Genomic DNA, 23,981 nt, shown 5'->3' with positions numbered 1-23,981 from the left:
GAGCATGTTACGAATATTTAGCATGCACTTGTTAATATTGTTCATAAATATATGAATTTATTGAAATAGTTATGAACATATACCATGTATACAATATACAGTACACATCGAAAAACGAAATGTCAACCATTATTAAAGAAAAATAATAGAAACCCGACAAAAATACTTGGAATTCATGAATACTTTTCAAGTTAGGATAATCTGGTCCATATTTATGAAAGTTGAAAGCGCTCTTTGAGGTGGAACCATTATGACTTTTCACAAGGTGTTTAAGTGGGGTTAATTTTTAATGGAAAAGAATCATAGAATGAGACAAGAGGCTGATAGGGTAAAGGGGGCTGGGAACTTATCAAATTATCTGAGATCATACAATATTTATACAATTGATATTTCGCTGTTAAAAAAAAGCGTCAGGAATTTCTCGTGTGAAGGCTGAGTATGAGAAGGGGGTTGGAAAGTGTCCGAAATTTGGACACTTTCCAACCCCCTTTTTGCCTCTTAATTAAGACCGTTTAAAGATTGAAGTGCTAATTAGAACACATAAAAACCCCACTCTTCCAGAAAATGAAGAAGAGTGGGGTTTGATTTATTTTTTTAAAGCTGAATGAAGCAAATATCTAATGCATCAAATACCTATTAACCACGAAGGTCATCAAGGAATTCTGTTTTACCAGATGTTTTGTCATCGACCATTTTAATGACCTTGGCAGGTGCACCAGCCACCACCGCACCGGCAGGAACATCCTCAGTGACAATCGATCCAGCCGCTACAACAGCGCCTGCACCAACTCGAACACCTTCTAGAACAACAGCGTTAGCACCGATAAGTGCCCCGTCTTCAACAATAACTGGAGTTGCTGATGGTGGCTCTAGAACGCCTGCAATAACAGCGCCAGCGCCAACGTGGGCGTTTTTACCAATTGTTGCTCTTGCCCCAAGGACTGCGTTCATATCGATCATAGTGCCTTCGCCAATTTCAGAACCAATATTAATGACTGCGCCCATCATAATAACAGCGTTGTCACCAATAGCCACACGGTCACGAATCATTGCACCTGGCTCAATTCTCGCATTTTGGTATTTGAGATCAAGAAGTGGAATTGCTGAGTTTCTTCTATCGTTTTCAAGCTCAAAATCTTGAACTTGATCTTTATGTGTTTCCAGGAATGCTAAAACATCTGCCGACTCCCCAAAAAGAACATAGAAACTGCCTTCGCCGAATAAACGAACGGACTCTGATGAAAGACCTTCAAGGTTTCCTTTGACATAGGCCTTAACAGGTGTGCTTTTTGTGGCATCCTTAATAAATTTTGCTATTTCATATGGGTTTGTCAAATCGTACTGCTGTGACATTCATTTGCCTCCTATAGTATATCATTCATGTCATATAGCCCGGGTCCGCGGCCTGCCATAAATCTAGCGGCAGAAATGGCACCCTGAGCAAAAACTCTTTTTGATGCTGCTGTATGCTTAATTTCAATCACTTCATCAATGCCTGCGAAAATAACGTCGTGTTGACCAACGATGGTTCCACCGCGAACGGCATGGATACCAATTTCTTTGTTGTCCCGTTTGGCGTCATTTCCAGAACGACCATAAACGAAATCTGTATCAGCGCTAAGAACGTCTTTCATGGCATTTGCGATCATTTTAGCAGTGCCGCTTGGGGCATCTACTTTTTTATTATGGTGCTTTTCAATAATTTCCATATCGAAACTGTCTTCAAGGACAATCGCTGCCTTCTTGACAAGGTCGATCAGCAGATTGATGCCCAGGGACATATTGCCCGATCTAAAGAGGGCCGTTTTCTTAGAAACAAGTTCAATGCGCTGGATGATTTCATCTGTGAGACCTGTTGTGCAAATAACGGCAGGAATCCCAGAAGACTCACAAAAGTCCAGTATGCTTGGTACAAAGGTGTAGTGGGAAAAGTCTATGATGACATCTCCTTTTACCTCTTCACTAAATTCTGTGAACTGAGGAAATGAATAATTCTCGTGGATGCTTCTATCTATACCTGCACTGACCTGCATATCAGGTGCTTCAGAAATAAGTTCCACAAGGTTTTTTCCCATGGCTCCGCCAGATCCTGTCAGGATAATATTAATCATATCGTCCTCCTTACATCAGGTTCATGGCTTTGAGCTCTTGTTCAAGACGTGCTTTGTTTTCATCAAGCATGCCAACAAGTGGAAGGCGTAGATCGCCCACTTTATGGCCCATTAGGTTTAGGGCTTCTTTGACTGGAACTGGGTTTGTTTCGCAGAATAGGGCATCGATCAAAGGCTTCATTTCGAGTTGTAGTTTGGCAGATGCTTTTACATCACCTTCCAGGTATTTCATGACCATGTCATGGGTCTCTTTAGGCATGATGTTGGCAACAACAGAAATAACGCCATGTCCGCCCACAGAAAGCAGGGGAACGATCATATCGTCATTACCCGACCAAAGTCCGAAACCTTCTGGCATAATACGGGCAATTTCAGTCACAAGAGAAATGTTTCCACTGGCTTCTTTGACACCTGCAATATTTGGATGCTTGGCTAGAATCCCAATGGTTTCTGCATTGATATTAACACCTGTACGGCCAGGCACATTATATAGAATACATGGAATGTTCACACTGTCTGCTATGGCTTCGAAGTGCTTGACCAGACCGTGTTGTGTGGACTTATTGTAATATGGTGTTACAAGTAGAAGTCCATCTACGCCAACAGACTGAGCGTACTGGCTCATCATGATAGCGTGACCTGTTGAATTGGAGCCTGTGCCAGCAATAACAGGAATTCGACCATTTATTTTGTCCACTGCAAATTTGATCACAGTTTTATGTTCTTCATCGTCAAGTGTTGGAGCTTCTCCAGTTGTTCCCACAATAATAATGGCATCTGTCCCTTCGGCCACATGCCAATCGAGTAGCTCGCCCAACTTGTCATAGTTCACTTGGTTGTCGTCTGTAAATGGTGTAACAATTGCCACACCAGATCCTTTAAATAAAGACATACCTTCACCCTTTCTCCTATACATACGAACTCACGGGCTGTACCTCTCACTCAAAAGCACAGCCCTGTAAGTTAACAATTATCAAAAGTAACTGAATTCAAATCTTAAATAAGACTTAGTATTAGTTTAGCACAAAGTCCTATGCCCTACATCTTTTCTACAAGGACTTCAGCAATTTGAACAGCATTTGTGGCAGCACCCTTACGGATGTTGTCTGCTACGCACCAGAAGTTTAGTCCGTTATCAAGGGACTCATCTCTTCGAATACGGCCTACAAAGACTTCATCAAGCCCTGCTGCTGTATCAGCTAGGGGATAAAGATTGTTCGCCGGATCATCTTGTACCACGATGCCTTCCATTTCATTGAATAGTTTAAAGACATCCTCTAGTTCAAAGGACTTTTCAAACTCCACGTTGATGGATTCACTGTGGCTATCAAAGATTGGAACACGTACACATGTTGCTGTAACTCTGATTGAGTCATCTTTTAAGATCTTTTTAGTCTCATTGATCATTTTCATTTCTTCTTTTGTATAACCATTATCCATGAAAACATCAATATGAGGCAGGCAGTTCTTTGATATTGGATGTGGATATGCTTCCATCAGCTGGTTGCCCTTAATGCCTTCTTCAAGGTCTCTCACACCTTTAACACCAGAACCAGAAACAGCCTGGTATGTCGAGAAGACAACGCGCTTAAGACCATAAGCATCTTGAAGCGGTTTTAGAGCGACCATGGCTTGGATGGTCGAGCAATTTGGGTTGGCAATAATGCCTTTGTGGTTAAAGATTTCCTCAGGATTGACTTCCGGCACCACAAGAGGTACGTTTTCATCCATACGGAAAGTACTGCTGTTGTCCACCACGACAACACCTTTTTCTGCAGCGATAGGTGCGAATTTTTCACTTACACCACCACCAGCAGAGAATAAAGCGATATCGATGTCACGGTCGAACGAGTTTTCTGTCAGTTCTTCCACTGTGTATTCCTGGCCCTTGCATGTTACTATTTCGCCAGCTGACTTTGCAGAAGAAAAGCAATAGAGATTTTCATAAGGAAAGTCGCGTTCTTCAAGTACTTTTAGAAAAGTACGACCAACCTTACCAGTTGCGCCAACAATGGCAACATTTACTTTTTTCATATTGAACCTCCAAAGCGATAAGTTTACTGTCACTCGACTTGTCTGTTGCTGTTATTGTATAACAGCGCCAGATACATTCCCTCAAATGCAAGACATCATATCAATATTAAGTTGTGCTGAACCCTTCATGGAAACTATATTTGAGCCCATGATAACTGTTCAGGCTAATCTATGACTGATTTGAAACTGTATCAGTTGCATATTTAAACACACATCTTGTATGTCCAGTCCTAAATTATCTAATATATTAACATCTATCAGGTTCTATATCAATATAAAAAGACCACCACTATGGGGTTACGATTTGGATAAGGGGACAATCAATGTTTGAAGGTGCCTATAGATTCTTATATAATATGAGCAGATTCAAGTGTGCATATAAATTAATGAAGAGCCCTTTGAAAAGTTCTTAGAACTTGCTAGGGCCATAAATAATTAAGGTGAGGGTGCAAAATGAAAATAGATCAAAGTATAAGTGTATATAAGGAAGAAATAAAAAATCATAGAAGAAATCTACATAAAATGCCAGAGGCTGGTTTTGAAGAAAAAAGAACAGCGGAGTACGTGGCTAAAACGCTTAAATCTTATGGGATATCTGTAAAGACAGGCCTTGTCGAGACAGGGGTTCTAGGGTACTTGGAATGTGATAAAAGCCTGCCAACCATTGCCTTTCGGAGTGACATGGATGCCTTGAGCATGAAAGAGGAAACAGGGCTGGCTTTTAAATCAGAAAATGATGGATTCATGCATGGCTGTGGCCATGATGGTCATATGGCAACTCTGCTTATATTTGCAAAGCATATGAGTGAAGAAAGATCAAAACTAAAGGCCAATATACTCTTCATTTTCCAACCAGCAGAGGAAGGACCAGGGGGAGCTGAGCCTCTCGTTAATGAAGGCATTTTTGACACATATGGGGTCAAAGAGGTCTATGGTCTTCACCTTTACCCAGAAGTGGAGGAGGGCAAGATTGCCCTGAGATCAGGACCTCTTATGGCGCAGACGGGTGAGTTTGACATTGATATTACTGGAAAGAGTGGACATGGTGCTCTTCCACATAAGGGAACAGATGCCATTGTCATTGCAGCTGATCTCATTCAAAGATTGCAGACCATTGTAAGTCGTGAAATCTGTCCTATAGATCCGGCAGTTCTTACAATTGGACGCATGGAGGGTGGCGAAAGACGCAACATTATTGCAGAAAAGGTTAGGCTTGAAGGCACTGTAAGAGCCTTTGATGAAGCTGTGTTCGCGTCAATATTTGAAGCAATGGAAAGACACATGAAGGCAACGGAAATCGCCTATAACTGTCATATCGACTACGACTTAAGGACCATGTATCCCCCTGTTGTCAATGATGAAGAATTGACTGAGAGTTTTATGGAGGCCAACAAGGAAGTGGTGGAGGAAATTGCCCCACAAATGATTGCAGAAGATTTTTCATACTATCAAAAGGTGGTGCCTGGAATATTTTTCTTTGTTGGGACAAGAAGCGAGCAAAAGGGTTTTGTTTTCCCGCTTCACAATGCCAAATTCAATTTTGATGAAGAAACCCTATTAAATGGGGTTCAGGCCTATAAAAATGTCCTTGTTCACAGGGGCTATATGAAAGGAGAACGCCCATGATGAAGAAATGCTACTCCGTTCTAGAAGCCAACTTGACCTATATGGTCATGGCCTTTGTGTTCATGACAGTGGGGGCATACGTTCAGGGAAGGTCGTTTGTGAGCGGAATATTCATCACGGAATATCTTCTGGTTTTAGCACCGGTTCTTTTGGTGGGATACCTGCGCAAGATTGATATGAAAAAGGCACTTCGACTTAACAAGCTGCCCTTTAAACATGTAATGATCATCGTTGGGATTGCGTGGGCACTCTTGCCGACAGTCGCTTTTGTCAATACCTTGACAATTTATTTCTTAAGTCTGGTGGACAAGGTTTTGATTCCGCCTATTCCTACAGCGACAAATCTCGGAGAACTCACTCTATATATGTTCTTAATATCTTTATCTGCAGGTCTATGTGAGGAATTTTTCTTTAGAGGTATGATGTTAAATGCCTTTGAATCAAGCATAAATAAGAAGTGGGGCGTCATTTTATCAGCTGTTTTATTTGGTGTCTTCCATTTCAATATGCAAAATTTATTGGGGCCTATTGTGCTTGGTATTGTCTTTGGATATCTGGTTCAACTGACAGACTCCATATGGGCTGGGGTCGTCGCCCATGCTGCCAACAATGGAACGGCTGTTATACTAGGCTATTTGGGGAGTTTGGCTTCAAGTAGTGAAATGATGGAAGAGACCCAACAAGCCTCCCTAAATGATTCATCCCAGCTTTTAATGACCCTGGCATTTCTCCTTGTTGTGGCGGGTGGTCTATGGTACGTGATTCTAAGACTGATTAAAGCTCTGAGAAACGATATAAACAATTTTGAAGAGAACACAAAGTTTAGAATTAGGGGTGTTGATTATTTGGTTCTAAGCCAATATAATGGTTCAGTGGCTGCCATTCGGACAGAGGCTCTTAAAGGTCCTGAAGATGAGGCTATGCAAGAGGTTAAGAATATAGAACTGGCTAAACTTAAGAGACTCAATCCGCAAAATTTGGTCAAGGTGTGGAACGATCCCGTTCAATCAAGACAAAAATGGGTCCATTATTTGCCGTGGCTTGGTGTGATTCTTATTTATGGCTGGTATGTTCATATGCATTTAAATTATATTGGATAATAGATTAAAGGACGTGTTTGTATGGACAAGTACTCAGGGCTTGCCTATGTGTATGATCAGATTATGGACCATGTGCCATATGATGCATGGGTTGAAGATCTGGAAAAAATATTCAGTAAATATGATAAGAAACCTGTCCGTATACTGGATTGTGCCTGTGGAACAGGGGCCATGACCAACAGGTTGGCAAAAAAGAACTATGTTATGACAGGTGTTGATTTATCAGAGGAAATGCTGGTTCATGCCCAAGAGAATGCCCTAGACCAGGAACTAAAGGTTAGGTACCTCTTAATGGATATGAGGCAGATTGCCATTAAAGATAAGTTTGACGCTGTAATAAGTTATTTTGATGGTGTCAACTACTTGATGACACCATCTGATTTAAAGTCATTTTTTAAAAGTGTGCAAAATGTATTAAAACCAGGTGGTTTTTTTGTGTTTGACATCAGCACATCTTATAAAATGCAGCATGTTTTAGGAAAAAATACCTTTGCAGAGTCACATGAAGATATAGCTTTTATATGGGAAAACGAGTATGACCCATTGGGCAAAACCCTTCAGTTTGACATGACCCTATTTTTAGAATCTGAGGATGAATTGTTTGAAAGACATTTTGAAAGCCATCATTTGAAGGCTTACGAAAAAGAAGAGATTTTGACTTGTGTTCCAGAGGGTTTTAAATGTTTAGAGGTTTTAGATGGCGACACATTGAATGATCTGCACACCACTTCAGAACGTGCCCTATTCATACTCCAGGCCCTCTAATAGGCGTGGGACTGTTGGGCGTGAATATTTGCAGGTCGATCAGTTAGATAAATCATAAGCAGGAGGAAAACATGAACGGAAAAATATACTCTGGTATTACATCAGACTACTCAACGAGAATTTTTGTAGCGATTTCAACAGATATGGTTGAAGAAGCCCGTGTAAAACATAATGCAACACCACTTGCAGCAGCAGGTCTTGGTCGTGTTTTAACAGCAGCGTCTATTATGGGAAAAATGATGAAGAACGATACAGACAAGCTAACCCTGAGCTTTAAGGGGGACGGTATTGTTGAGAATATACTTGCTGTGGCGTGGAGTAATGGCAACGTGAAGGCTTATACAAGCAACCCAGATGCAGTTCTGCCACCTAGGGCAGATGGTAAAATTGATGTTGGAGGTTCTTTAGGAGCTGGACAGCTTACTGTCGTAAGAGATATGGGCCTAAAAGATCCATTTGTAGGACAGTCAGAACTTGTGACAGGTGAAATTGCTGAAGATTTGGCCATGTACTACATGAAATCAGAGCAACAGCCTTCGGTGATATCCCTAGGTGTGTCTTTTGACAAAGAAAAGGGGTCTGTGGCTGCAGCTGGCGGTATTTTCATTCAGCCTCTGCCAAATGCCTCTGATGAAGTCCTAGATAAGATAGAAACATCCATTCGTGTTCTTCTTCCAGTATCACAGCTTATTGAAGATGGCATGACAGGTCCAGAAATTATGGAAATGGCTCTAAATCAGTTTGATGTTCAAGTGACAGAAGAAACAGAAGTCGCTTACAAGTGTGACTGTTCAAGAGAACGCATTGAAGGGGCTCTTATCAGTGTTGGCAAAGATGAGCTTAAGGCCATGATAGATGAAGATGGAAAAGCGGAACTTCACTGTCATTTCTGCAACACATATTATAATTTTACAAAAGAGGAACTCGAGCAAATTTACAACAATATGTAAGTGGAGAACATTGTTTTTTAACGAGTACAATCTTGTGTTTGCAAGTCCTTAACCCAGCTTTAATATTCTGAATTTAATGGACTTCAAAAAAAGTATTGACTTGGAAATGTGAACTGCGTATAATTGTTCTTGTCCGGTTCTTGAACCGACTTAAACGCAGGTTTGCCCAGATAGCTCAGTCGGTAGAGCAGGGGACTGAAAATCCCCGTGTCGGTGGTTCGATTCCGCCTCTGGGCACCACTTAAACTTTTAAGTATGCGTTTAACAGATTTCTTTGGCAGATGAGTCAATGACCATGTGACCAATAGAGTCTTTAAATAAATAGATTTTAGCGCCGTTAGCTCAGCTGGATAGAGTGTCTGACTACGAATCAGAAGGCCAGGGGTTCGAATCCCTTACGGCGCACCATTATGACAGGGCCTCGTTGGTGACCACACCGGCGAGGTTTTGCCTTGTCCAAATTCACCTCTATAATTTCCTTTTGCTTGGGTATATATGTATATATAAATACAAAAGCAAAAGAACTGAAATGGAGGCGAGTTTATGAGAAAACCTAATATTCCTTTCTTAATGTTAGGCAGCAAGGTGGTAGACAAATCGGCGAAAGAAGAATCGGATCTCAAGATTCGCAACGATAAAAAAGGCCACAGAAGTGTTGAAAAACATAGAATCACATATCGTACAAAAATTGATCACACAGATGAGTTGAACGGATTTGACTACTATGCTGATCGATCAATGAATAGATAATAATTATAAACATGGAACCCCCGCTAAGCGGGGGTTTTTTTGTTTTGAATCAAATTTCCAATTGATGTTAATCACAATTTCAAGGCGAACGATTTATAAGAAATATGGATAGAAAAATGAAGCCTAGTCTAGTTTGTATTCGCTATTGTTCAAACAACAAATATATAATTATTCAAAAAAATAGCTATGGGGTCGATTTTCATACCGACTATATACCTAGTTAATCCTTAATATGGACAGATCATTCTTGCACTAAATCACTTCAGTAAAGTAAATCGAAGAAGGGTAATTTACAAAAAAAAGAAATTAATATCATAAGTGGGCTTTTAAATGACATAAGTGGAAATTTTTTTATATACAATTACGAGTATAATAGTAATTGCTAATCAATAAAATCAATTTTGTAATATTAAGTAAATACTGTTTTGTATAGCTAATGTTTTTGAAAAAAATCGAATTATAATTAATGGGGTTCATATGGATAGTGGAAGTATTAAAACTCTTAAATTGATAGTTGTAATAAATTTAGCCTCTCTTTCATTTTTGATTTTAAGGTTTATGAATTTTTATGGTGTGAATGTATTTATCTCGTTGGCAGTAGCTTTAGTGGTTTGTACCAAGATTTCCAAAGAGGTAGAAAAGCATTTGTCCAATAAACTGGGGACAAGGTATGAGAATTGCAAAGCAAAAGGAATCATTTTTTTTAGTATATGTATGAATATATTGTTTTTCTCATATTTTATTTACATGAAAGAATATGTATTTTTAGGCATTATACTGTTGTATTACTTTTTCCTAATCGGAATAAGGAAATGGTGGGAGGCGCGCTATGATTAAGACTGAAGTGAGACGTTTTATGCACCTGTCACTCCTTGTTTCAGTTTTAATATTATTAGCTCTGCTTTCACAGGTTTATGATTATGAAACAATAGAGCAAAGGTATGTGTCGCAGAAAATAATAAAATCTTTTTTTAGTGAAGATGACTTGAGTTGTGAGTCATATATTAGTGAGAACTTGTACAAAAATGGCCAGAATAAATCAAGAGCAGTATCTTTAAAAAGCGGTGATATGATCAGTGTAAAATTCGATAAGGCATCTTTTTTTATGATTAAAGATGAACCACATATTAGTTACAGTTACAATGTGAATTTTAGCCAGGTCCAATATGAGTATCTTATAGTATTCAAACAAGGTGATAACAAAATAAGCAAATTATACATAAATGGTGAAAGTCTCGATACTCTAAATAAAAATGTTTCTACTTTGCCTTATTCTAAGAAAAATGCGTTAGAAAAAGCGACAAAAAAAATTTTGAAAAAATACAATGATAGTGAGTTTATAGAGATATTCAATAACGGTAGTGAGTCCCTAAAACAAAATGGTACCAGAGATCAATTTGTGGAATATCTTGAAAATGTGAAATATAACTATGGCGTATTAAACGACATAGAAATTACAGAAAATCGATATGACATGGGTGCTCAAACTTATAAAATTTGCGGTACGACTTATAGCAGTAAAATTCAAGATAGTGTTTCCATAGTTGTTTGGATAAAAGGTTCATCAGGTGAAAAACTAAGTGGAATTAAGTTCTATGATGGTAAGTGGTAGAGCTTAAGGCTATTTAGAATAATGATTGGAGAAATGCAGTGTCTAAAATTACAGTTGTAAAAATCGTTCTAACCCTGATACTTTCAGTGGTAATTGCATTTAGTGTTAATAATTATTTGCTGAGTTTGAAACAAGAGGCTGATGTGTACATTGTTACGTCTAATATATCGCAGAAAACTGTTGTTGAAATGAAATCGATAAAAAAGATAGGCATTAGAGAGAAAGATAAAAAACTTCTATTTGCTAGAGCTCTTAATGGCATCAAAGAAAATGAAGTCATTATTGCTGTAAAGGATATTGAAGCCAGTGCAGTATTATCCACGGATAATGTGATACATGGATCAAAGAAAGAGCTAATTGAGGAGGGTGTTCTGAACAGCAATGGTAGTGTTAATGACAGTTATTTCCTAAAAAAAGAAAAAAGACTAGTGTCAATCATGATAGATAAAGGGCCAAATTTGAGTGAAAAAGTTAATAAAGGAGATTATGTAGACATTGTATTTACATTGTCAGATTCAAAAAATACATATTCACTTATGTTGGCTCAACACATTGAAGTGTTTGATATTGACCAATCAAAAAAAGGGTCAAGTTCATCCCCATATGAAGTTTATTTATCTGTTACACCCCAGCAAGCCATAGAACTTACACATGCCAAAAGAACTGGTTCAGTAGATTTAATACTAAATCCATTTGAGGGATATAATGAACTGGTTTCACCTGTTAATTCTAAGGCACTATTAAAAGGAAAATTAGAGGAGCGTGAGTTATATGAGTAGTCCAAAGATATTCCTAATGTATTCACCGCAAGGTGGAAGTGGAAAAACGACATTGGCTTTGTATACTTCTATAAAATCAGCGCTTTTAGGTAAAAAGACTTTGCTTGTTGATATGTCAGCATTTGGTTCCATTTACTCTCATTTAAAATTGAATATTGATCAGACAGAAGGACTTTCTGATGTGCTATCCATTATGAAGTTAGAACAGTTTGAAGGAACTTTTGAGGAGGTTATTGATAGTTCGCTCCATGAAACGCATATTCAAAATCTAAGAGTATTGATAAGTGCAAATCCTATTAAAGTGGAAGGTATGAAGGAATCACAAGTTTTAAAGATATTAGATACTTTATCTGAGATGAATTTTGAAACAATTATTATTGATACTTCATCTGAGCTAAGTGAAAAGAATGTTGTTTTGTTTGAAAGGGTTTCAAAAATTGTGGTTCCAGTCACACAAGACATTCATTGTGGTTGGAGATTGATGCAGTTTAAAGAAGTGCTTAACAAATGCGGCATTGAGGATTCTAAAGTGGGGTTGGTAGTTAATAGGTGTTGTAAAACCAATGCTTTTAACAATCTAGAATATGTTAAAGAAATAGGCTATCAGGTCATTGGAGAAGTTAAAGAATATAGACGAAGATTTCAAAATCAGATTAATGAAGGCAAGTCCTTAATGCGTATTAAAAATCGAAAGGCTATAAAAGAATTTGAAGAAACGGCTGAGAACATACTTGTGTCCGCTAGGTGAAGAAAATGAGTGTAGAAGATTTTGTAAAAAGACGTCAAAAAAACATGACTTTAGATCCCCAAAATAGTGATTCTTACAAATCAGAAGAAGAGAAAAAGTATTTTATATCAAACGTGAGGAGAAAATTGGTCGAAAGCTTTTCGAATGAGACTTCATCAAATATATCTGAGTTCAATGAGATCAAAAAAACAGCTAAAAAGCTAATTGAATCTGAAAGAAGAAGCTCGAATGTATATATAGATTCTCAAGAAGAAGCAGATATCCTTGAAGCCTTGATACAAGTCATGTTTGGTTACGGTATTTTAGATCCCCTTGTGAAAGATGAAGATATTACAGAAATCATGGTTAATGGCCTTGATGAAATATTCATAGAAAAAAACGGAATAGTCTTACGAGCATTAGACTCAGACGGTAAGAGAATAAAATTTCATAGCAAAGACGAAATGCTTCATATTATTGAAAAAATAGTGGCCCCAATTAATAGAAAAGTAGATGAAAGTAACCCTATTGTTGATGCACGTCTTCCAAATGGTAATCGAGTAAACATTGTATTAAATCCTATATCTTTAGACGGATCTGTTATTACCATAAGAAAATTTCCAAAAGATCCATATCAGATGATTGATCTGGTAAAAAAAGAAACCTTGACACAAGATGCTGCTGATTTTCTAAAAAAGATAGTAGCATCAAGACATAACATTGTTATTTCAGGTGGAACAGGAAGTGGTAAGACCACTTTTTTAAATGCCTTAAGCAACTATATACCTGAAAGTCTCAGAATTATTACAATTGAAGACTCAGCTGAGCTCAATTTATGTAATAGAGAAAACATCATTAGGCTTGAAACGAGACCGCCCAATATTGAAGGTAAAGGCGAAATTTCCATGAGAAAATTACTAAAAACTGCCCTAAGAATGCGACCAGATGTCATTGTTGTAGGAGAAGTGCGTGGCGGCGAAGCAATAGATATGCTTCAAGCAATGAATACTGGACATGATGGTTCCCTCACTACGGGTCACGCCAATTCAGCTGGAGATATGCTGAAAAGACTTGAGACGATGGTTTTAATGTCTGGAGTGGATTTACCACTTCTTTCAATAAGGCAGCAAATAGCCTCTGCTATTGATTTCATTGTTCATGTAAGCAAACTCCCAAATGGATCTCGAAAAGTTACTGAAATTGTTGAAATTATAGGTTTAGGCGATAAAGACTACAAGTTACAACATGTTTTTAAGCTCGACAGTGAAGTACAAGAGCTGAAGTGTACAGGTATTAAAATTAAAAATCAAAGCAAGGTTGCTTTTTCTGGTTTGGATGTAAACGGATAGTTCTTGCGGGAAGACGAAATTGAATTCGTGTCAACCATTTTAAAGTAATACACCAATATTTTAGCTTAGATATGTGGTGAGTTTTATACAGGGTTCTTATAAAGGTATTCAACTGGAGATTATTAAAATTTCATGGAGGAAAGAAAATGAAAGAATTAGTATTAAAAGCTTACATCAAAGGAAAAGTGGCATTAACGAGTAATAAGGGTTCAGTTTTGACAGAGTATGGCTTAATTATTGCCCTTGTTGTGGTCGGATCAATTGCAGTATTAAAAACGATCGGTGCAAATATATTAACATCGTTGACAGAGTTAAGCAATGGCTTCACTAAGTAAGAAACTCAAAAATGAATCAGGGAGTAGTCTAATTGAGTTTGCGGTTATCATGCCAATACTTCTTACTTTGTTTTTTGGTATCATTCATATCGGGATATTTATTTATGATCTAAATGTCATTACAACTGCATCAAGCATGGCACTTGATTCTAGAATTGGTTCATTGAATCAGTCTTTAGAAGAGTATGAAAAAGATGAAAATGCTATTAATACAGGGATGGTAGTCCTTGATGCGGGCTTATTTTTAGCAGAAAAAAGCATTGAGGTAAATAATGATGAAGATATGCGTGAAATCACTGTAACTTTAACATGTGAGTATAGGACTAGTTTTCCATTTGTTGAAGGTCTACTAGAAGATGCAAAAAATCTTCACAGACAACTTGTTTTCAACTATTAGTGATAGGAGATGTTTTGAATCAGATTGAAAATCAAAAAGGATATACAACAATAATTTTTGTGCTGTTAATGCCAATAATTCTCATGTTTTCCGGTATAATACTTGACGGATCCATGATTATGTACAATCAAAATAAGCTAATGGTTGCCGTGAAGTACGCAACTTTATCAGCGACAACAGAATATGATATACAAAGTGGAAAAGTTAGGATAGATGTAGATTCTGCTCGAAATAAAGCAGAGCAAGTTCTTATGCAAAATTCTAAGGATGCTGAAATTGCAGAGTTTCTAGTGGAAAATGGGAATGAATGTCATTTGGTTGCAAATCTTGAGATGGAGTACACCTTTATGAAATTATTTGGATTTAATAAAAAAATACTGCATGCAGAATATTATGCAGTAAGAAATAAAACTTAGGAGGGTGAAGTGGAGTTAAGCATAACAATATTGATTGTACTTGTAATATTGGTTTTATTCATACCTTGGGAGAAAATTTATCATTCACGGAACTTGTATAAGAGTCTAAGAACACATCAACAATTAAAAAATGAAAAATGGGAGCGTGTATTAGACCTAGCGCTTAAGGTCTACACGAACTGTGGCAGAAAGCTGTCTGCTGAAAAAATATCTCAACTGTCCAGTTTACTCATTGCTGCTAACATAGATAAAAGAGTGGACTATAAGATTGTTGAAGGTATGAGAATCATCTTGGTGATGATTTTTTCTTTACTATCAATATTGCTATTAATGAGTGACTCTACTTTAAGTAGTATAGTTCAAAGCCTTGTAATGGTTATTGCGGCGTATTTTGTGCCCGAGAATGTTTTATCAAACAAAGCGAAAGCAAGAAAAAATGCTATAAGAGATGATCTTCCAAGCGTTCTTAATACACTGGCTATTATTACCGATTCAGGTCTGGGATTCAATGACGCCATAAAGAAAGTATGTGAAATTCGTAGTGGAGAACTTATTGAAGAACTCAAAATCATGCATTTAGAAACACAGATGGGTTTCATGCAGAGTGAAGCACTCTACCGATTAGCGAGCAGGTGTCAGATTGGTGAAGTTCATACCTTTATCTTTGCACTCGTTCAAGCTCAAGAGAAGGGAGCATCTGGTATAGCTGACACCTTACGTTCTCAGTCAGAAGAAATATGGAATACAAAGAAAGCAAGAGCAGAAGAAATGGGGGAAAAGGCTTCATCAAAAATTTTCCTATCTCTACTTATATTTGTTTTCCCTGCTTTTTTTATATTTATCTTAGGACCTGCACTCATTGACATTATGAGAATGTTTAACTAGGACGGTGGAAAATGATAGAAATATTTGCCTTGGTCATACTAGTAGTAATACTTGTTATTAGTATACTTCATGATGTTTTTAATAGGAGTGATAGACACTCTAAAACTTTATCAAAACACTTAACGAATATGATGGCGAGTAAGACGCAAAAGCGAGTCTGGAAGTTATATGTATTAAAAAATATAAAAAACCATAGTGTCTATGTTTGGACAGGCGTTGCAGTCATGACCATCTACTTAGGCTCAAAACTAGTATTTAAAACAACTTGGTTAAGTATAATCCTAAGCACTGCCGGGTTTTTATATCCCAAAATTTATAATAAGCGATTAGAAGATATAAGAAAACAAACAATGGAAGCACAGTTTAGAGATGCACTTTACTCTATAATTACCTCTTTAAAATCTGGGCTCTCGATGTCGAGTGCACTTGTTAAATGCTATGAGGATTTGAACAGGCTACATAAGTTTGAGAAGAACAAAATAATTCTGAAAGAATTCGAGCGAATAAAAGTTGACCTTGAAATGGGTACAGCAGTCGATCAAACCCTGATAGGGTTTTCAGAGCGGACAAAATCAATTGAAATTACTGATTTTGTAAACTCAATAATAATTGTTCGAGAAAAGGGTGGCAACCTAGTTGAAGTTATGGAGAATGTCACTAAAATGATTGCAGACAGAATAAATGTAAAACTAGCCATTAAAAAGGTAACAGCTGAGAAAAAGCAAGAAGCAAAATTGATGTCAATACTGCCAATCTTGATTACAGGCGCATTATCAGTTCTTTCACCTGATTACTTGTCGAGTCTATATACAACATTCATTGGCAAAGTTTTGATTGTATTAGCATCTATTTTACTTATTATCAATTATTTTGTGGTTCATCGAATTATAGATATAGAAATATGAGTCAATATATTGTGGGAGGAAAAACTTTGAAAACGTTAAGACATAAACTTATGAGAAAGAGCAGGCGAGTGCTTAGTCTATTAAGCATACTGTTTATTGTATCGATGGGAATTATACCAGTGTTTATTAGTTATGCTATAAGTGATGAAGAAAATGCCACCTCTAAAGATAAAACAGAAATACTTTGGGAAAACGACACTGAAGTTGGTGACTTTGACTTTGAAGAACCAGATGAAGTTGAGTCTTACAAGAATTATGACTGGGGAGACAAAACTTTTAGTGATTCAGATTCTGTAGTCAATGACAATGAATCTGGTCGAGAAGATATTAAGAATGAGGAAATAAACTTAGTAGAAGATCCTCAAAAAGAAGTGAAGTTAGCTGTTGCTGCTGCCCTAACAGGTGTTCTTGGTATGAGTGCAATAGGTGGTATGAAAGCAAAGAGAGCTTTTAATGATCAGGGTGGACTTAAAGTAAGTGAGGAAGATCAATCTAGAATTCTAGATATGATAAATAAAGCTTCAAAAAAACAATATACATTTGATGAAGATGGATATCTGGTATTTGATGAAGAGAGCCCGTATAATGAGAAGGGCTCAGCAACATATTCTAAACTTATTGATGCAGTAATAGAAAGTGATAGAGACATAACTGTAGGTATAGGAAGTAGCTATAATACTGTTGGTGGTGAAAGAGAATTTGAAGGAGACAACCAGGGTGTGTCTGTAGGTGACAACAGAACCGATCAGGTGGTTGTACTGAGTGGATTAGCCAGTCCTTTAAAAGATGTAGAAGGCAATGAAATTTATGGTGGCGCAGAGTTAACTCTTGCGCACGAACTGGCCCATGCAGTAAGAGGTGCCTATGGACTTAGAAATGAAGATTTGACAGACGATGAGGTTAATGAAGACGAAGAAGCTGCGGCAATCGGCTTTGAGAACAAAGTGAGATACGAACTAGGATATGGCTTACGTGGTGACGGAAGCACTAGAAGTGATGTTAACAAGGATGGTATCGCAGATGGTGATGGTAGCTATGGTGAGTATACCGAGGCTTCAGATGATTGGTTTGACAACATTGAAATCAATGAAAGTGCTATTCTAACTGGAAGCCTATTCAATTTCAGAAGAAGCAAGAAAAAAAGAGATAAGGATAGAGCCAGAAGAAAAAGAGATAAAAGAGAAAAAAGAAAACGCATTAGAAAGTCAAAAAGTAGACTAGATAAAATAAAGAGAGATATCAAGAAAAAAAATTCTAGCAAGAAAAAGAAGAAAAAGAAAAAAAGTTCAAGTAGAAATAAAAGACCAAGCACTTCAAGTTCATCAAGCAAGTCAAATAAGAAAGATCCAAGAACGGATCAACTAGATAATGCAGTCAAGAACTGGGACAAAAAAGACAAGAATTATAACTCAGCTGTTAAGCTATATGAAAAGGCCAAGAAAGACTTGTTAAGTGCAAAATCAAATAGTGATCGGAGCAATGCGCTATCAAGATTAGATGGACTCAATAAGTATTTCTCAAAGAAAGATGACGAGAAAGCAAAGCCGAGTTCTTCAACTAAAAAAGAAGAAAAGAAGAAGGAAGAGAAGAAAAAAGAAGAAAAGAAAACTACTCAAACCAATAGTACGACACAAGGGAATACGAATACTAGTAATGCTGAACCGAAGACTGATAAGTCTGAACTAATTAATGGACCAGATGTTGGATATGTTATAGATGTCAGATTAGAAGATCAGGAAAATCCTGAAGGGGGGAGTACTGAGGGGAATGATGAAACGGTAGAATACATTTTAGCAGATGACGTGAGAGAAAAACTCATAAAAGATGGTCTAGTGGTGCACATGGAAACTGATGGGTATGATGCTGGAAAGGTAATTGAAGATGTGATTACTAATTTTTATGAGTATAAGGTAGGGAATTATGCAGTTTCTATTGCAAAAGAACTTGTTCCTCAATCTGTAAAATTTGTTTCAGGTGTAGGTTATGTGTTAACTGCAAAAGAAGCTCTCGATATTGCTGAGGAGATACGCTTAACCTCTGTTATGAAGAAGCATGGTGGTGTAAAGATAGAATCATATACTTATTATGATGATACAATAATGGATACTGCAGAGGACAGTAGTGCTGTAGTTCATCATGTTTACAAAGATGCATTATTAATAACAAATATTGTTGATGACAAAGAAGTAGTGGTTGGTTTTATATCGTCAGGGTTAGCTGTTGAAGTCAGAACAGGTTCCTTTATTGATAAAGACCACCCTGCAAATACAGTACAACAGTTGGACATAACAGGAAATTACATTAGTAATTATGTAACTGATTAGACAGTTGACTTACATGAATGTGGAGGAGTTAAATGAATAAAAGGTATATTAATCGTTTCACGATAATACTTATGACAATTCTTATAGCTAGTATTTACTATGGTGTTGATTTATTCGATAATACATCGGATGTTCTGAACTATAATGATTCATTATTTCAATTTGATGAGTTTAGAGAAGGGGAGTACATAGATTTTGATATAAGGGAACTAGAATCTTTGAAGCGTATAATCATTTTCCCTTACTATAACTCCAATACACCTCTTGAAGAGCAAAAAGGAGTAATAGTACTTTCAAACAGTGAGGAGTATCATGAAATCTTAGATTCGTTTAATAGCCTTACAATGAAGTCAGAAAACAAATTGGATTATTCAGGAGATTCAACATATGTAAAGATGATTATTGAAGTTGATGAAGATAATTTTTACGAAATTTCCATAGTGGATGATACGATAGATGTTCTTTATAACCGAATCTGGTTTAACAAAGAAGTGTATTACTCTGATTACAATTATGAGGAGTACATTAGAAATGAAGTGGCTAACTAAGCAGGGTGTCAACATGATGAATGTTTAGGAAGGTAAATGAATGTGGAGGGGTTACCCAGTGCCTAGTGAAACAACAACAACTATACAGATAGAGGTTGCCCCTGTATGACCTGCATGAAAAATTCTCAAATTTTCATGTGCGTACAAAATTGAAGAGATGGGAAGAGATGTTCATCCAATTTTGCTTCCTTCGCTAACATTTAGTGATAACACAATTAAAAAATTAGCATCTCAAAATAGTGAGCAATGGGATACTCATAATGCGAATATAAAGCAAATTCTGTTCCCCGTAGAAGTTGTTGCTGTAGCAATCGCTGAAAAAAGTAAAATCAATATGGAGGTAATTGCAAATGTAGCATTTGGCGCATTCCCTGGATTAAAGGATATTAATGAATTTAGAACTGACTACAAGGAGGAAAGTCAAACTCTAATTGAAAAAGCTTCGGGGGCTAATCCAGATGAAGCTCTCAACTTAGTCATGAACTCTAGACTTCAAAATGTTGTAACATATAAGTCCGATGAATTTGCTGAAAACTTAAGCGATTATAGTCAATTGAGAGTTGATACTTCGTCAATGAGTACTGAAGATGCAATTGAGTTCACTGAATTATTGCGTCAAGAGTTGAGTAATTTAGTCAACATGAATGAAAATAGTCAAATGTATCTTGAGATATACAGAGGTGTTAAGTGATGAAAAAAAAGTACTAGTTGTTACTGCTATTGTGACGTGTCTAATAAGCGTATTATTCTACATGAACTATCAAGGTATGGCACTTGAGAACCAAATAAAGGTTAAAGTGAAAACTACGCTAGGTATAACTAAGGATACCATTACATTAGATGTGATAGATGTTCTTACCGATAATGGAAAAATGTATCAATTAGATGCGTTAGAAAAAGAGTTTACAGATAATAAAAGTATGCTAAGTGCGAACTCGGAAAAAAGACTGACTAGAATGTTTAAGAACATTCATACTCTAAGTCAGAACCTATCAAGATGGGACAAGATGGATGAGAATGAACAGTTCGAGTATGTAAAAGTATTTACTAGTGTGAGGGTATATTTACTTCAAAAATAGTGGTGATTGCAATCTCTTTGCATAGTAATGGATAATTCACTTTGTTAAATATAAGGTTAGCGATGGAACGACGAATCCAAGTCCTTCCATCGTTTTCTTCAGTTTTTGAAACATCAGATAGAAGATGAAGAAGGCAATGAAATTTATGATGGCGCAGAGTTAACTTTTGCGCACGAATTGGCCCATGCAGTAAGAGGTGCCTATGGATTTAGAAATGAAGATTTGACAGACGATGAGGTTAATGAAGACGAAGAAGCAAGAAAAAAAGAGATAAGGATAGAGTCAGAAGAAAAAGAGATAAAAGAAAACGCATTAGAAAGTCAAAAAGTAGACTAGATAAAATAAAGAGAGATATCAAGAAAAAAATTCTAGCAAGAAAAAGAAAAAGAAGAAGAAGAAAAAAAGTTCAAGTAGAAATAAAAGACCAAGCACTTCAAGTTCATCAAGCAAGTCAAATAAGAAAGATCCAAGAACGGATCAACTAGATAATGCAGTAAAAAACTTGGACAAAAGAGACAAGAATTATAACTCAGCTGTTAAGCTATATGAAAAGGCCAAGAAAGACTTGTTAAGTGCAAAAACAAATAGTGATCGAAGCAATGCGTTATCAAGATTAGATGGGCTCAATAAGTATTTCTCAAAGAAAGACGATAAAAAGGCCAAACCAAGTTCTTCGACTAAAAAAGAAGAAAAGAAAACTACTCAAACCAATAGTACGACACAGGGGAATACGAATACTAGTAATGCTGAACCGATGACTGATAAGTCTGAAGTGGTTGAGGACTTTACGCCAGAATATGAGATTAATCCTAAGCTCATAAATGAGGAAAATCCTGTGGGGGGGAGTAGTGAGAAGAATGGAAAATCTGAGATAATAGAACAAGCTCAAGTGATTGCTGAGGAATACATTGAGAATAAGATATTCAAAGAACCTGACTGGTGGTCTGAAATGAAATTTAATGACTTTAGTCTGAGAAAAAGCATATCTAACAAACTAGTTGACGCTGTTCAACGTGAAAAGTCTTTAAATGACATTGAGTTTGTAGCAAGTTTTTACATTAATTATCGGATGGCAATGTTAGGGAATACAGGCACCTTTACTGGTTATGGAAAAATTGCTGACTATTCATATACACTTGCGCAAACAATTGTTGATGAGCAACCGTCATTTTTTGATGTTTCACTGATAAACAGAAAATCTCTGATGAATGCAGCTAATGATGTAGTGAAATTAGAGGAATCGAACTTCAAGTATCTACTACTTGATAAGAACGAGAAGTTTGTTGAGCAATTGAATGTGGTGAATGACAATATAAGAGAACAGAAATTTGAAATTTATGACAATGAAAATGACAATATAATATTAAAGTCTGAAATCCTAAAGTATATAAGCAAAGTTATTTATATAAATGAGAATTTAGTGCAGTCTAAGGCAATGTGGAAATCGCTTCAAGGAAGGTGATGACTAAATGAAAAAGTATTATTCAAGAATACTCATAAGCTCGATAGTAGTAGTTGCTCTCCTAGGATTATTGACAATGAATCTTGTTGAGGACATACAGTTTGAATCAAAGTTCAACAAGACATACGTCAATTTATATGATAGTGCAAAATCTATGAATGCAAGACAGTTAATAGATTATTTAAATACCTCTGATATCTCGACCAAAGTAGATGAACTTGTAGTCCTGTTCAATGATGAAGGGATTGGTCTTAGATATAATAAACAGACAGAAATGTCGTCTGTGGTTAGCGATTTAGAACATCTTCGAGATATAGAAAAGAAATGGACTGATATGACCACGGAAGAACGTATAGAGTGTGAAAAAAAACTAGCTAATTTAAGAGTGTATTATCATACTGTTAAGTAGATGGGTGGGGCTATCCAGTGCCTAGCGAAAAACAACAACTATACAGATAGAGGTTACCGATGTAAAACCTGCATGAAAAAATCTCGAATTTCCATATGCGTACAAATTATGACTTTAAAAAGGTGTTATGCAAACACAAAAAAGAATAATAAGATTCATCATGAATCCTCAATTACTACTGTGTAGTTGAGGTTTCTGTTGAATTCAATTAGAACTTTTACAAGACCCCAAAATAATAAAAGAGCATATAATTCAAACAATGCTAAAAACTCAATGAACTAGATTAGAAGGGATGAGTGAATGAGTTAGACTGAAGTTAAGCTGATAATAAAAGAAAGATGGAAGTTCTATTTAGTAGGTTACATAATGGGGTATGTAATTCCACTTGCTTTAGAGGGGGTTCCGAGCTGGGAGTACCTTTTCCCATTGAAGATAATGGGGATAATTGGGGCTTTAGGAATTGGCACAGCATATTACTATGGATCAAAGCAAATGCCTGTTTTTGAAATTTTACGTAAGTCGATAAAGTATGTGATTTTTATTGTAATTTTGATTTTAATAACATACGGTATACAGGAGTTGCTGTTATTATCGATAGGCTTTGATATTACTCCATTTGTTGGTATACCATAGTAACTTTCAAAAAATGTCGCAGAATATTAAAAAGCGGTTGTCTAGATGATGACCGCTGTTTTTATAATGGAAAGAAGCAATGGGAGTATAGAAACGGTTGTTGATAATGACACCTTGTTCAGGAGGCTATTCTTTCATGAAGAAAATATACACAATCATAATTCTCGTACTAATAAGTTTTATTACAGGCTGTAATGATGAATCAATTAGCATAGAGTTAGATAATGCAAGCTCTCAGATAGAATCAACCAATTTATGGAGTTTAGAAAGTATAAACGAAGCATCTGGATTTGAAATTGATGATAGTTTAATGTATTTAATTAATAGTGACAATCACTTGGATATAATTGATCTTGAATTAGGTAAGAAAGAAAAAGAAATAATAATAGATAATAGTGATAGTGCAATATCACCAGAATTATCAGTATTTAAAAATTATGTATCTGTAAATTATATAGATTACATTCTTGTTTATGACGTAGAATCAAAGAGTGTCGTGAACAGAATTAAACCAGTTGGTTACGAAAGTCCGAATATATCAAGTGTTGAACTCTATGAGGATACAGTTGTATTTTGGAGTTACTCCTCTGAAAAACTTCATTGTATTAATTTCATAACGAATGATTTGGTTTGGGAAAAAGGAGGCAATAGAGAAGAACACGGAAAAATTTCAGTATGGGAGTTTGATAATGAGTACTACACTAGCAGTATCCATAAGAAGTTCTCAAAAATCGACCCAAGAAATGGAAGCATCATAAAATCATACGATCTAATGTAAGTTGGAA

The 23,981-nt window shown here is 36.5% G+C and carries 27 protein-coding genes and 2 tRNA genes; 25 read left to right on the top strand and 4 right to left on the bottom strand.

The genetic code is table 11. The features are described from left to right. Positions 1–636: 636 nt before the first annotated feature. The 4 genes from dapD to ACQ4KW_RS16720 form a co-directional block, all read right to left on the bottom strand. Positions 637–1,353: a 2,3,4,5-tetrahydropyridine-2,6-dicarboxylate N-acetyltransferase gene (gene dapD, locus ACQ4KW_RS16735; protein WP_430883583.1), complete on the bottom strand. Its 717-nt coding sequence runs from the start codon at positions 1,351–1,353 to the stop codon at positions 637–639. A gap of 11 nt (positions 1,354–1,364) precedes the next feature. Then, on the bottom strand, positions 1,365–2,111 hold the full coding sequence (dapB, locus tag ACQ4KW_RS16730) for a 4-hydroxy-tetrahydrodipicolinate reductase (RefSeq protein WP_430883582.1): 747 nt from the start codon (positions 2,109–2,111) through the stop codon (positions 1,365–1,367). 10 nt (positions 2,112–2,121) lie between these two features. Continuing rightward, positions 2,122–3,003: a 4-hydroxy-tetrahydrodipicolinate synthase gene (gene dapA / locus ACQ4KW_RS16725; protein WP_430883581.1), complete on the bottom strand. Its 882-nt coding sequence runs from the start codon at positions 3,001–3,003 to the stop codon at positions 2,122–2,124. A 146-nt stretch (positions 3,004–3,149) separates the two neighbouring features. Then, the gene (locus tag ACQ4KW_RS16720; RefSeq protein ID WP_430883580.1) at positions 3,150–4,145 is read right to left on the bottom strand and encodes an aspartate-semialdehyde dehydrogenase; all 996 of its coding nucleotides are present in this window, start codon (positions 4,143–4,145) and stop codon (positions 3,150–3,152) included. 453 nt (positions 4,146–4,598) lie between these two features. Here ACQ4KW_RS16720 and ACQ4KW_RS16715 point away from each other — a divergent pair, with 453 nt between their 5' ends. The 25 genes from ACQ4KW_RS16715 (at position 4,599) to ACQ4KW_RS16595 (ending at position 23,974) form a co-directional block, all read left to right on the top strand. Next, the gene (locus ACQ4KW_RS16715; RefSeq protein ID WP_430883579.1) at positions 4,599–5,771 is read left to right on the top strand and encodes a M20 metallopeptidase family protein; all 1,173 of its coding nucleotides are present in this window, start codon (positions 4,599–4,601) and stop codon (positions 5,769–5,771) included. Then, entirely contained in the window at positions 5,768–6,871 is a 1,104-nt protein-coding gene (locus tag ACQ4KW_RS16710; RefSeq protein ID WP_430883578.1) for a CPBP family glutamic-type intramembrane protease, read from the top strand. The genes ACQ4KW_RS16715 and ACQ4KW_RS16710 overlap by 4 nt, the downstream gene beginning before the upstream one ends. Before the next feature lie 21 nt (positions 6,872–6,892). Further along, positions 6,893–7,636 carry a class I SAM-dependent DNA methyltransferase gene (locus ACQ4KW_RS16705; RefSeq protein WP_430883577.1) on the top strand — a complete coding sequence of 248 codons (744 nt, stop codon included), beginning with the start codon at positions 6,893–6,895 and terminating at the stop codon, positions 7,634–7,636. 71 nt (positions 7,637–7,707) lie between these two features. Continuing rightward, positions 7,708–8,586: an Hsp33 family molecular chaperone HslO gene (gene hslO, locus ACQ4KW_RS16700; protein WP_430883576.1), complete on the top strand. Its 879-nt coding sequence runs from the start codon at positions 7,708–7,710 to the stop codon at positions 8,584–8,586. A gap of 164 nt (positions 8,587–8,750) precedes the next feature. Beyond that, positions 8,751–8,826: transfer RNA gene (locus ACQ4KW_RS16695), tRNA-Phe, on the top strand. A gap of 91 nt (positions 8,827–8,917) precedes the next feature. Further along, positions 8,918–8,994, top strand: a tRNA-Arg gene (locus tag ACQ4KW_RS16690). A gap of 135 nt (positions 8,995–9,129) precedes the next feature. Further along, entirely contained in the window at positions 9,130–9,336 is a 207-nt protein-coding gene (locus tag ACQ4KW_RS16685; RefSeq protein ID WP_430883575.1) for a hypothetical protein, read from the top strand. 829 nt (positions 9,337–10,165) lie between these two features. Continuing rightward, entirely contained in the window at positions 10,166–10,948 is a 783-nt protein-coding gene (locus ACQ4KW_RS16680; protein WP_430883574.1) for a hypothetical protein, read from the top strand. A gap of 38 nt (positions 10,949–10,986) precedes the next feature. Then, positions 10,987–11,727, top strand: a complete 741-nt coding sequence (locus ACQ4KW_RS16675) for an RcpC/CpaB family pilus assembly protein (RefSeq protein ID WP_430883573.1) — start codon at positions 10,987–10,989, stop codon at positions 11,725–11,727. Then, positions 11,720–12,475, top strand: a complete 756-nt coding sequence (locus ACQ4KW_RS16670) for an AAA family ATPase (protein ID WP_430883572.1) — start codon at positions 11,720–11,722, stop codon at positions 12,473–12,475. The genes ACQ4KW_RS16675 and ACQ4KW_RS16670 overlap by 8 nt, the downstream gene beginning before the upstream one ends. Before the next feature lie 5 nt (positions 12,476–12,480). Continuing rightward, on the top strand, positions 12,481–13,803 hold the full coding sequence (locus tag ACQ4KW_RS16665) for a CpaF family protein (protein WP_430883571.1): 1,323 nt from the start codon (positions 12,481–12,483) through the stop codon (positions 13,801–13,803). Between the two features lie 146 nt (positions 13,804–13,949). Continuing rightward, positions 13,950–14,138 (top strand): Flp family type IVb pilin, encoded by a 189-nt coding sequence (locus ACQ4KW_RS16660; protein WP_430883570.1) that lies wholly within the window; start codon positions 13,950–13,952, stop codon positions 14,136–14,138. Further along, the gene (locus ACQ4KW_RS16655; RefSeq protein WP_430883569.1) at positions 14,122–14,535 is read left to right on the top strand and encodes a TadE/TadG family type IV pilus assembly protein; all 414 of its coding nucleotides are present in this window, start codon (positions 14,122–14,124) and stop codon (positions 14,533–14,535) included. Before ACQ4KW_RS16660 ends, ACQ4KW_RS16655 begins: the two co-directional genes overlap by 17 nt. 14 nt (positions 14,536–14,549) lie before the next feature. Next, complete coding sequence (locus tag ACQ4KW_RS16650; RefSeq protein WP_430883568.1) at positions 14,550–14,951, top strand: TadE/TadG family type IV pilus assembly protein; 402 nt, start codon at positions 14,550–14,552, stop codon at positions 14,949–14,951. Between the two features lie 9 nt (positions 14,952–14,960). Continuing rightward, positions 14,961–15,836 (top strand): type II secretion system F family protein, encoded by an 876-nt coding sequence (locus tag ACQ4KW_RS16645; protein WP_430883567.1) that lies wholly within the window; start codon positions 14,961–14,963, stop codon positions 15,834–15,836. Positions 15,837–15,847: 11 nt separating this feature from the next. Further along, on the top strand, positions 15,848–16,741 hold the full coding sequence (locus ACQ4KW_RS16640) for a type II secretion system F family protein (protein WP_430883566.1): 894 nt from the start codon (positions 15,848–15,850) through the stop codon (positions 16,739–16,741). Between the two features lie 26 nt (positions 16,742–16,767). Continuing rightward, a complete protein-coding gene (locus ACQ4KW_RS16635) occupies positions 16,768–19,065 on the top strand; it encodes a hypothetical protein (RefSeq protein ID WP_430883565.1) in 2,298 nt (765 codons plus the stop codon). A gap of 32 nt (positions 19,066–19,097) precedes the next feature. Beyond that, complete coding sequence (locus tag ACQ4KW_RS16630) at positions 19,098–19,613, top strand: hypothetical protein (protein ID WP_430883564.1); 516 nt, start codon at positions 19,098–19,100, stop codon at positions 19,611–19,613. Between the two features lie 157 nt (positions 19,614–19,770). Next, positions 19,771–20,304: a hypothetical protein gene (locus ACQ4KW_RS16625; protein WP_430883563.1), complete on the top strand. Its 534-nt coding sequence runs from the start codon at positions 19,771–19,773 to the stop codon at positions 20,302–20,304. A gap of 61 nt (positions 20,305–20,365) precedes the next feature. Beyond that, on the top strand, positions 20,366–20,692 hold the full coding sequence (locus ACQ4KW_RS16620; RefSeq protein WP_430883562.1) for a hypothetical protein: 327 nt from the start codon (positions 20,366–20,368) through the stop codon (positions 20,690–20,692). A gap of 105 nt (positions 20,693–20,797) precedes the next feature. Further along, positions 20,798–21,028, top strand: coding sequence for a hypothetical protein (locus ACQ4KW_RS16615; RefSeq protein ID WP_430883561.1), 231 nt, complete (start codon positions 20,798–20,800; stop codon positions 21,026–21,028). Positions 21,029–21,194: 166 nt separating this feature from the next. Continuing rightward, positions 21,195–22,154 carry a hypothetical protein gene (locus ACQ4KW_RS16610; protein WP_430883560.1) on the top strand — a complete coding sequence of 320 codons (960 nt, stop codon included), beginning with the start codon at positions 21,195–21,197 and terminating at the stop codon, positions 22,152–22,154. A 76-nt stretch (positions 22,155–22,230) separates the two neighbouring features. Continuing rightward, complete coding sequence (locus tag ACQ4KW_RS16605) at positions 22,231–22,563, top strand: hypothetical protein (protein WP_430883559.1); 333 nt, start codon at positions 22,231–22,233, stop codon at positions 22,561–22,563. A 366-nt stretch (positions 22,564–22,929) separates the two neighbouring features. Beyond that, entirely contained in the window at positions 22,930–23,196 is a 267-nt protein-coding gene (locus tag ACQ4KW_RS16600) for a hypothetical protein (protein WP_430883558.1), read from the top strand. A gap of 136 nt (positions 23,197–23,332) precedes the next feature. Continuing rightward, positions 23,333–23,974, top strand: coding sequence for a hypothetical protein (locus ACQ4KW_RS16595; RefSeq protein ID WP_430883557.1), 642 nt, complete (start codon positions 23,333–23,335; stop codon positions 23,972–23,974). Positions 23,975–23,981: the final 7 nt, after the last annotated feature.

It is taken from the genome of Tianxiuia mixotrophica, assembly GCF_050596425.1.
Classification (GTDB): Bacteria; Bacillota; Clostridia; order Peptostreptococcales; family Acidaminobacteraceae.
The sequence above is the reverse complement of the archived record's forward strand: the minus strand, read 5'-3'. Positions and strand labels throughout refer to the sequence as shown.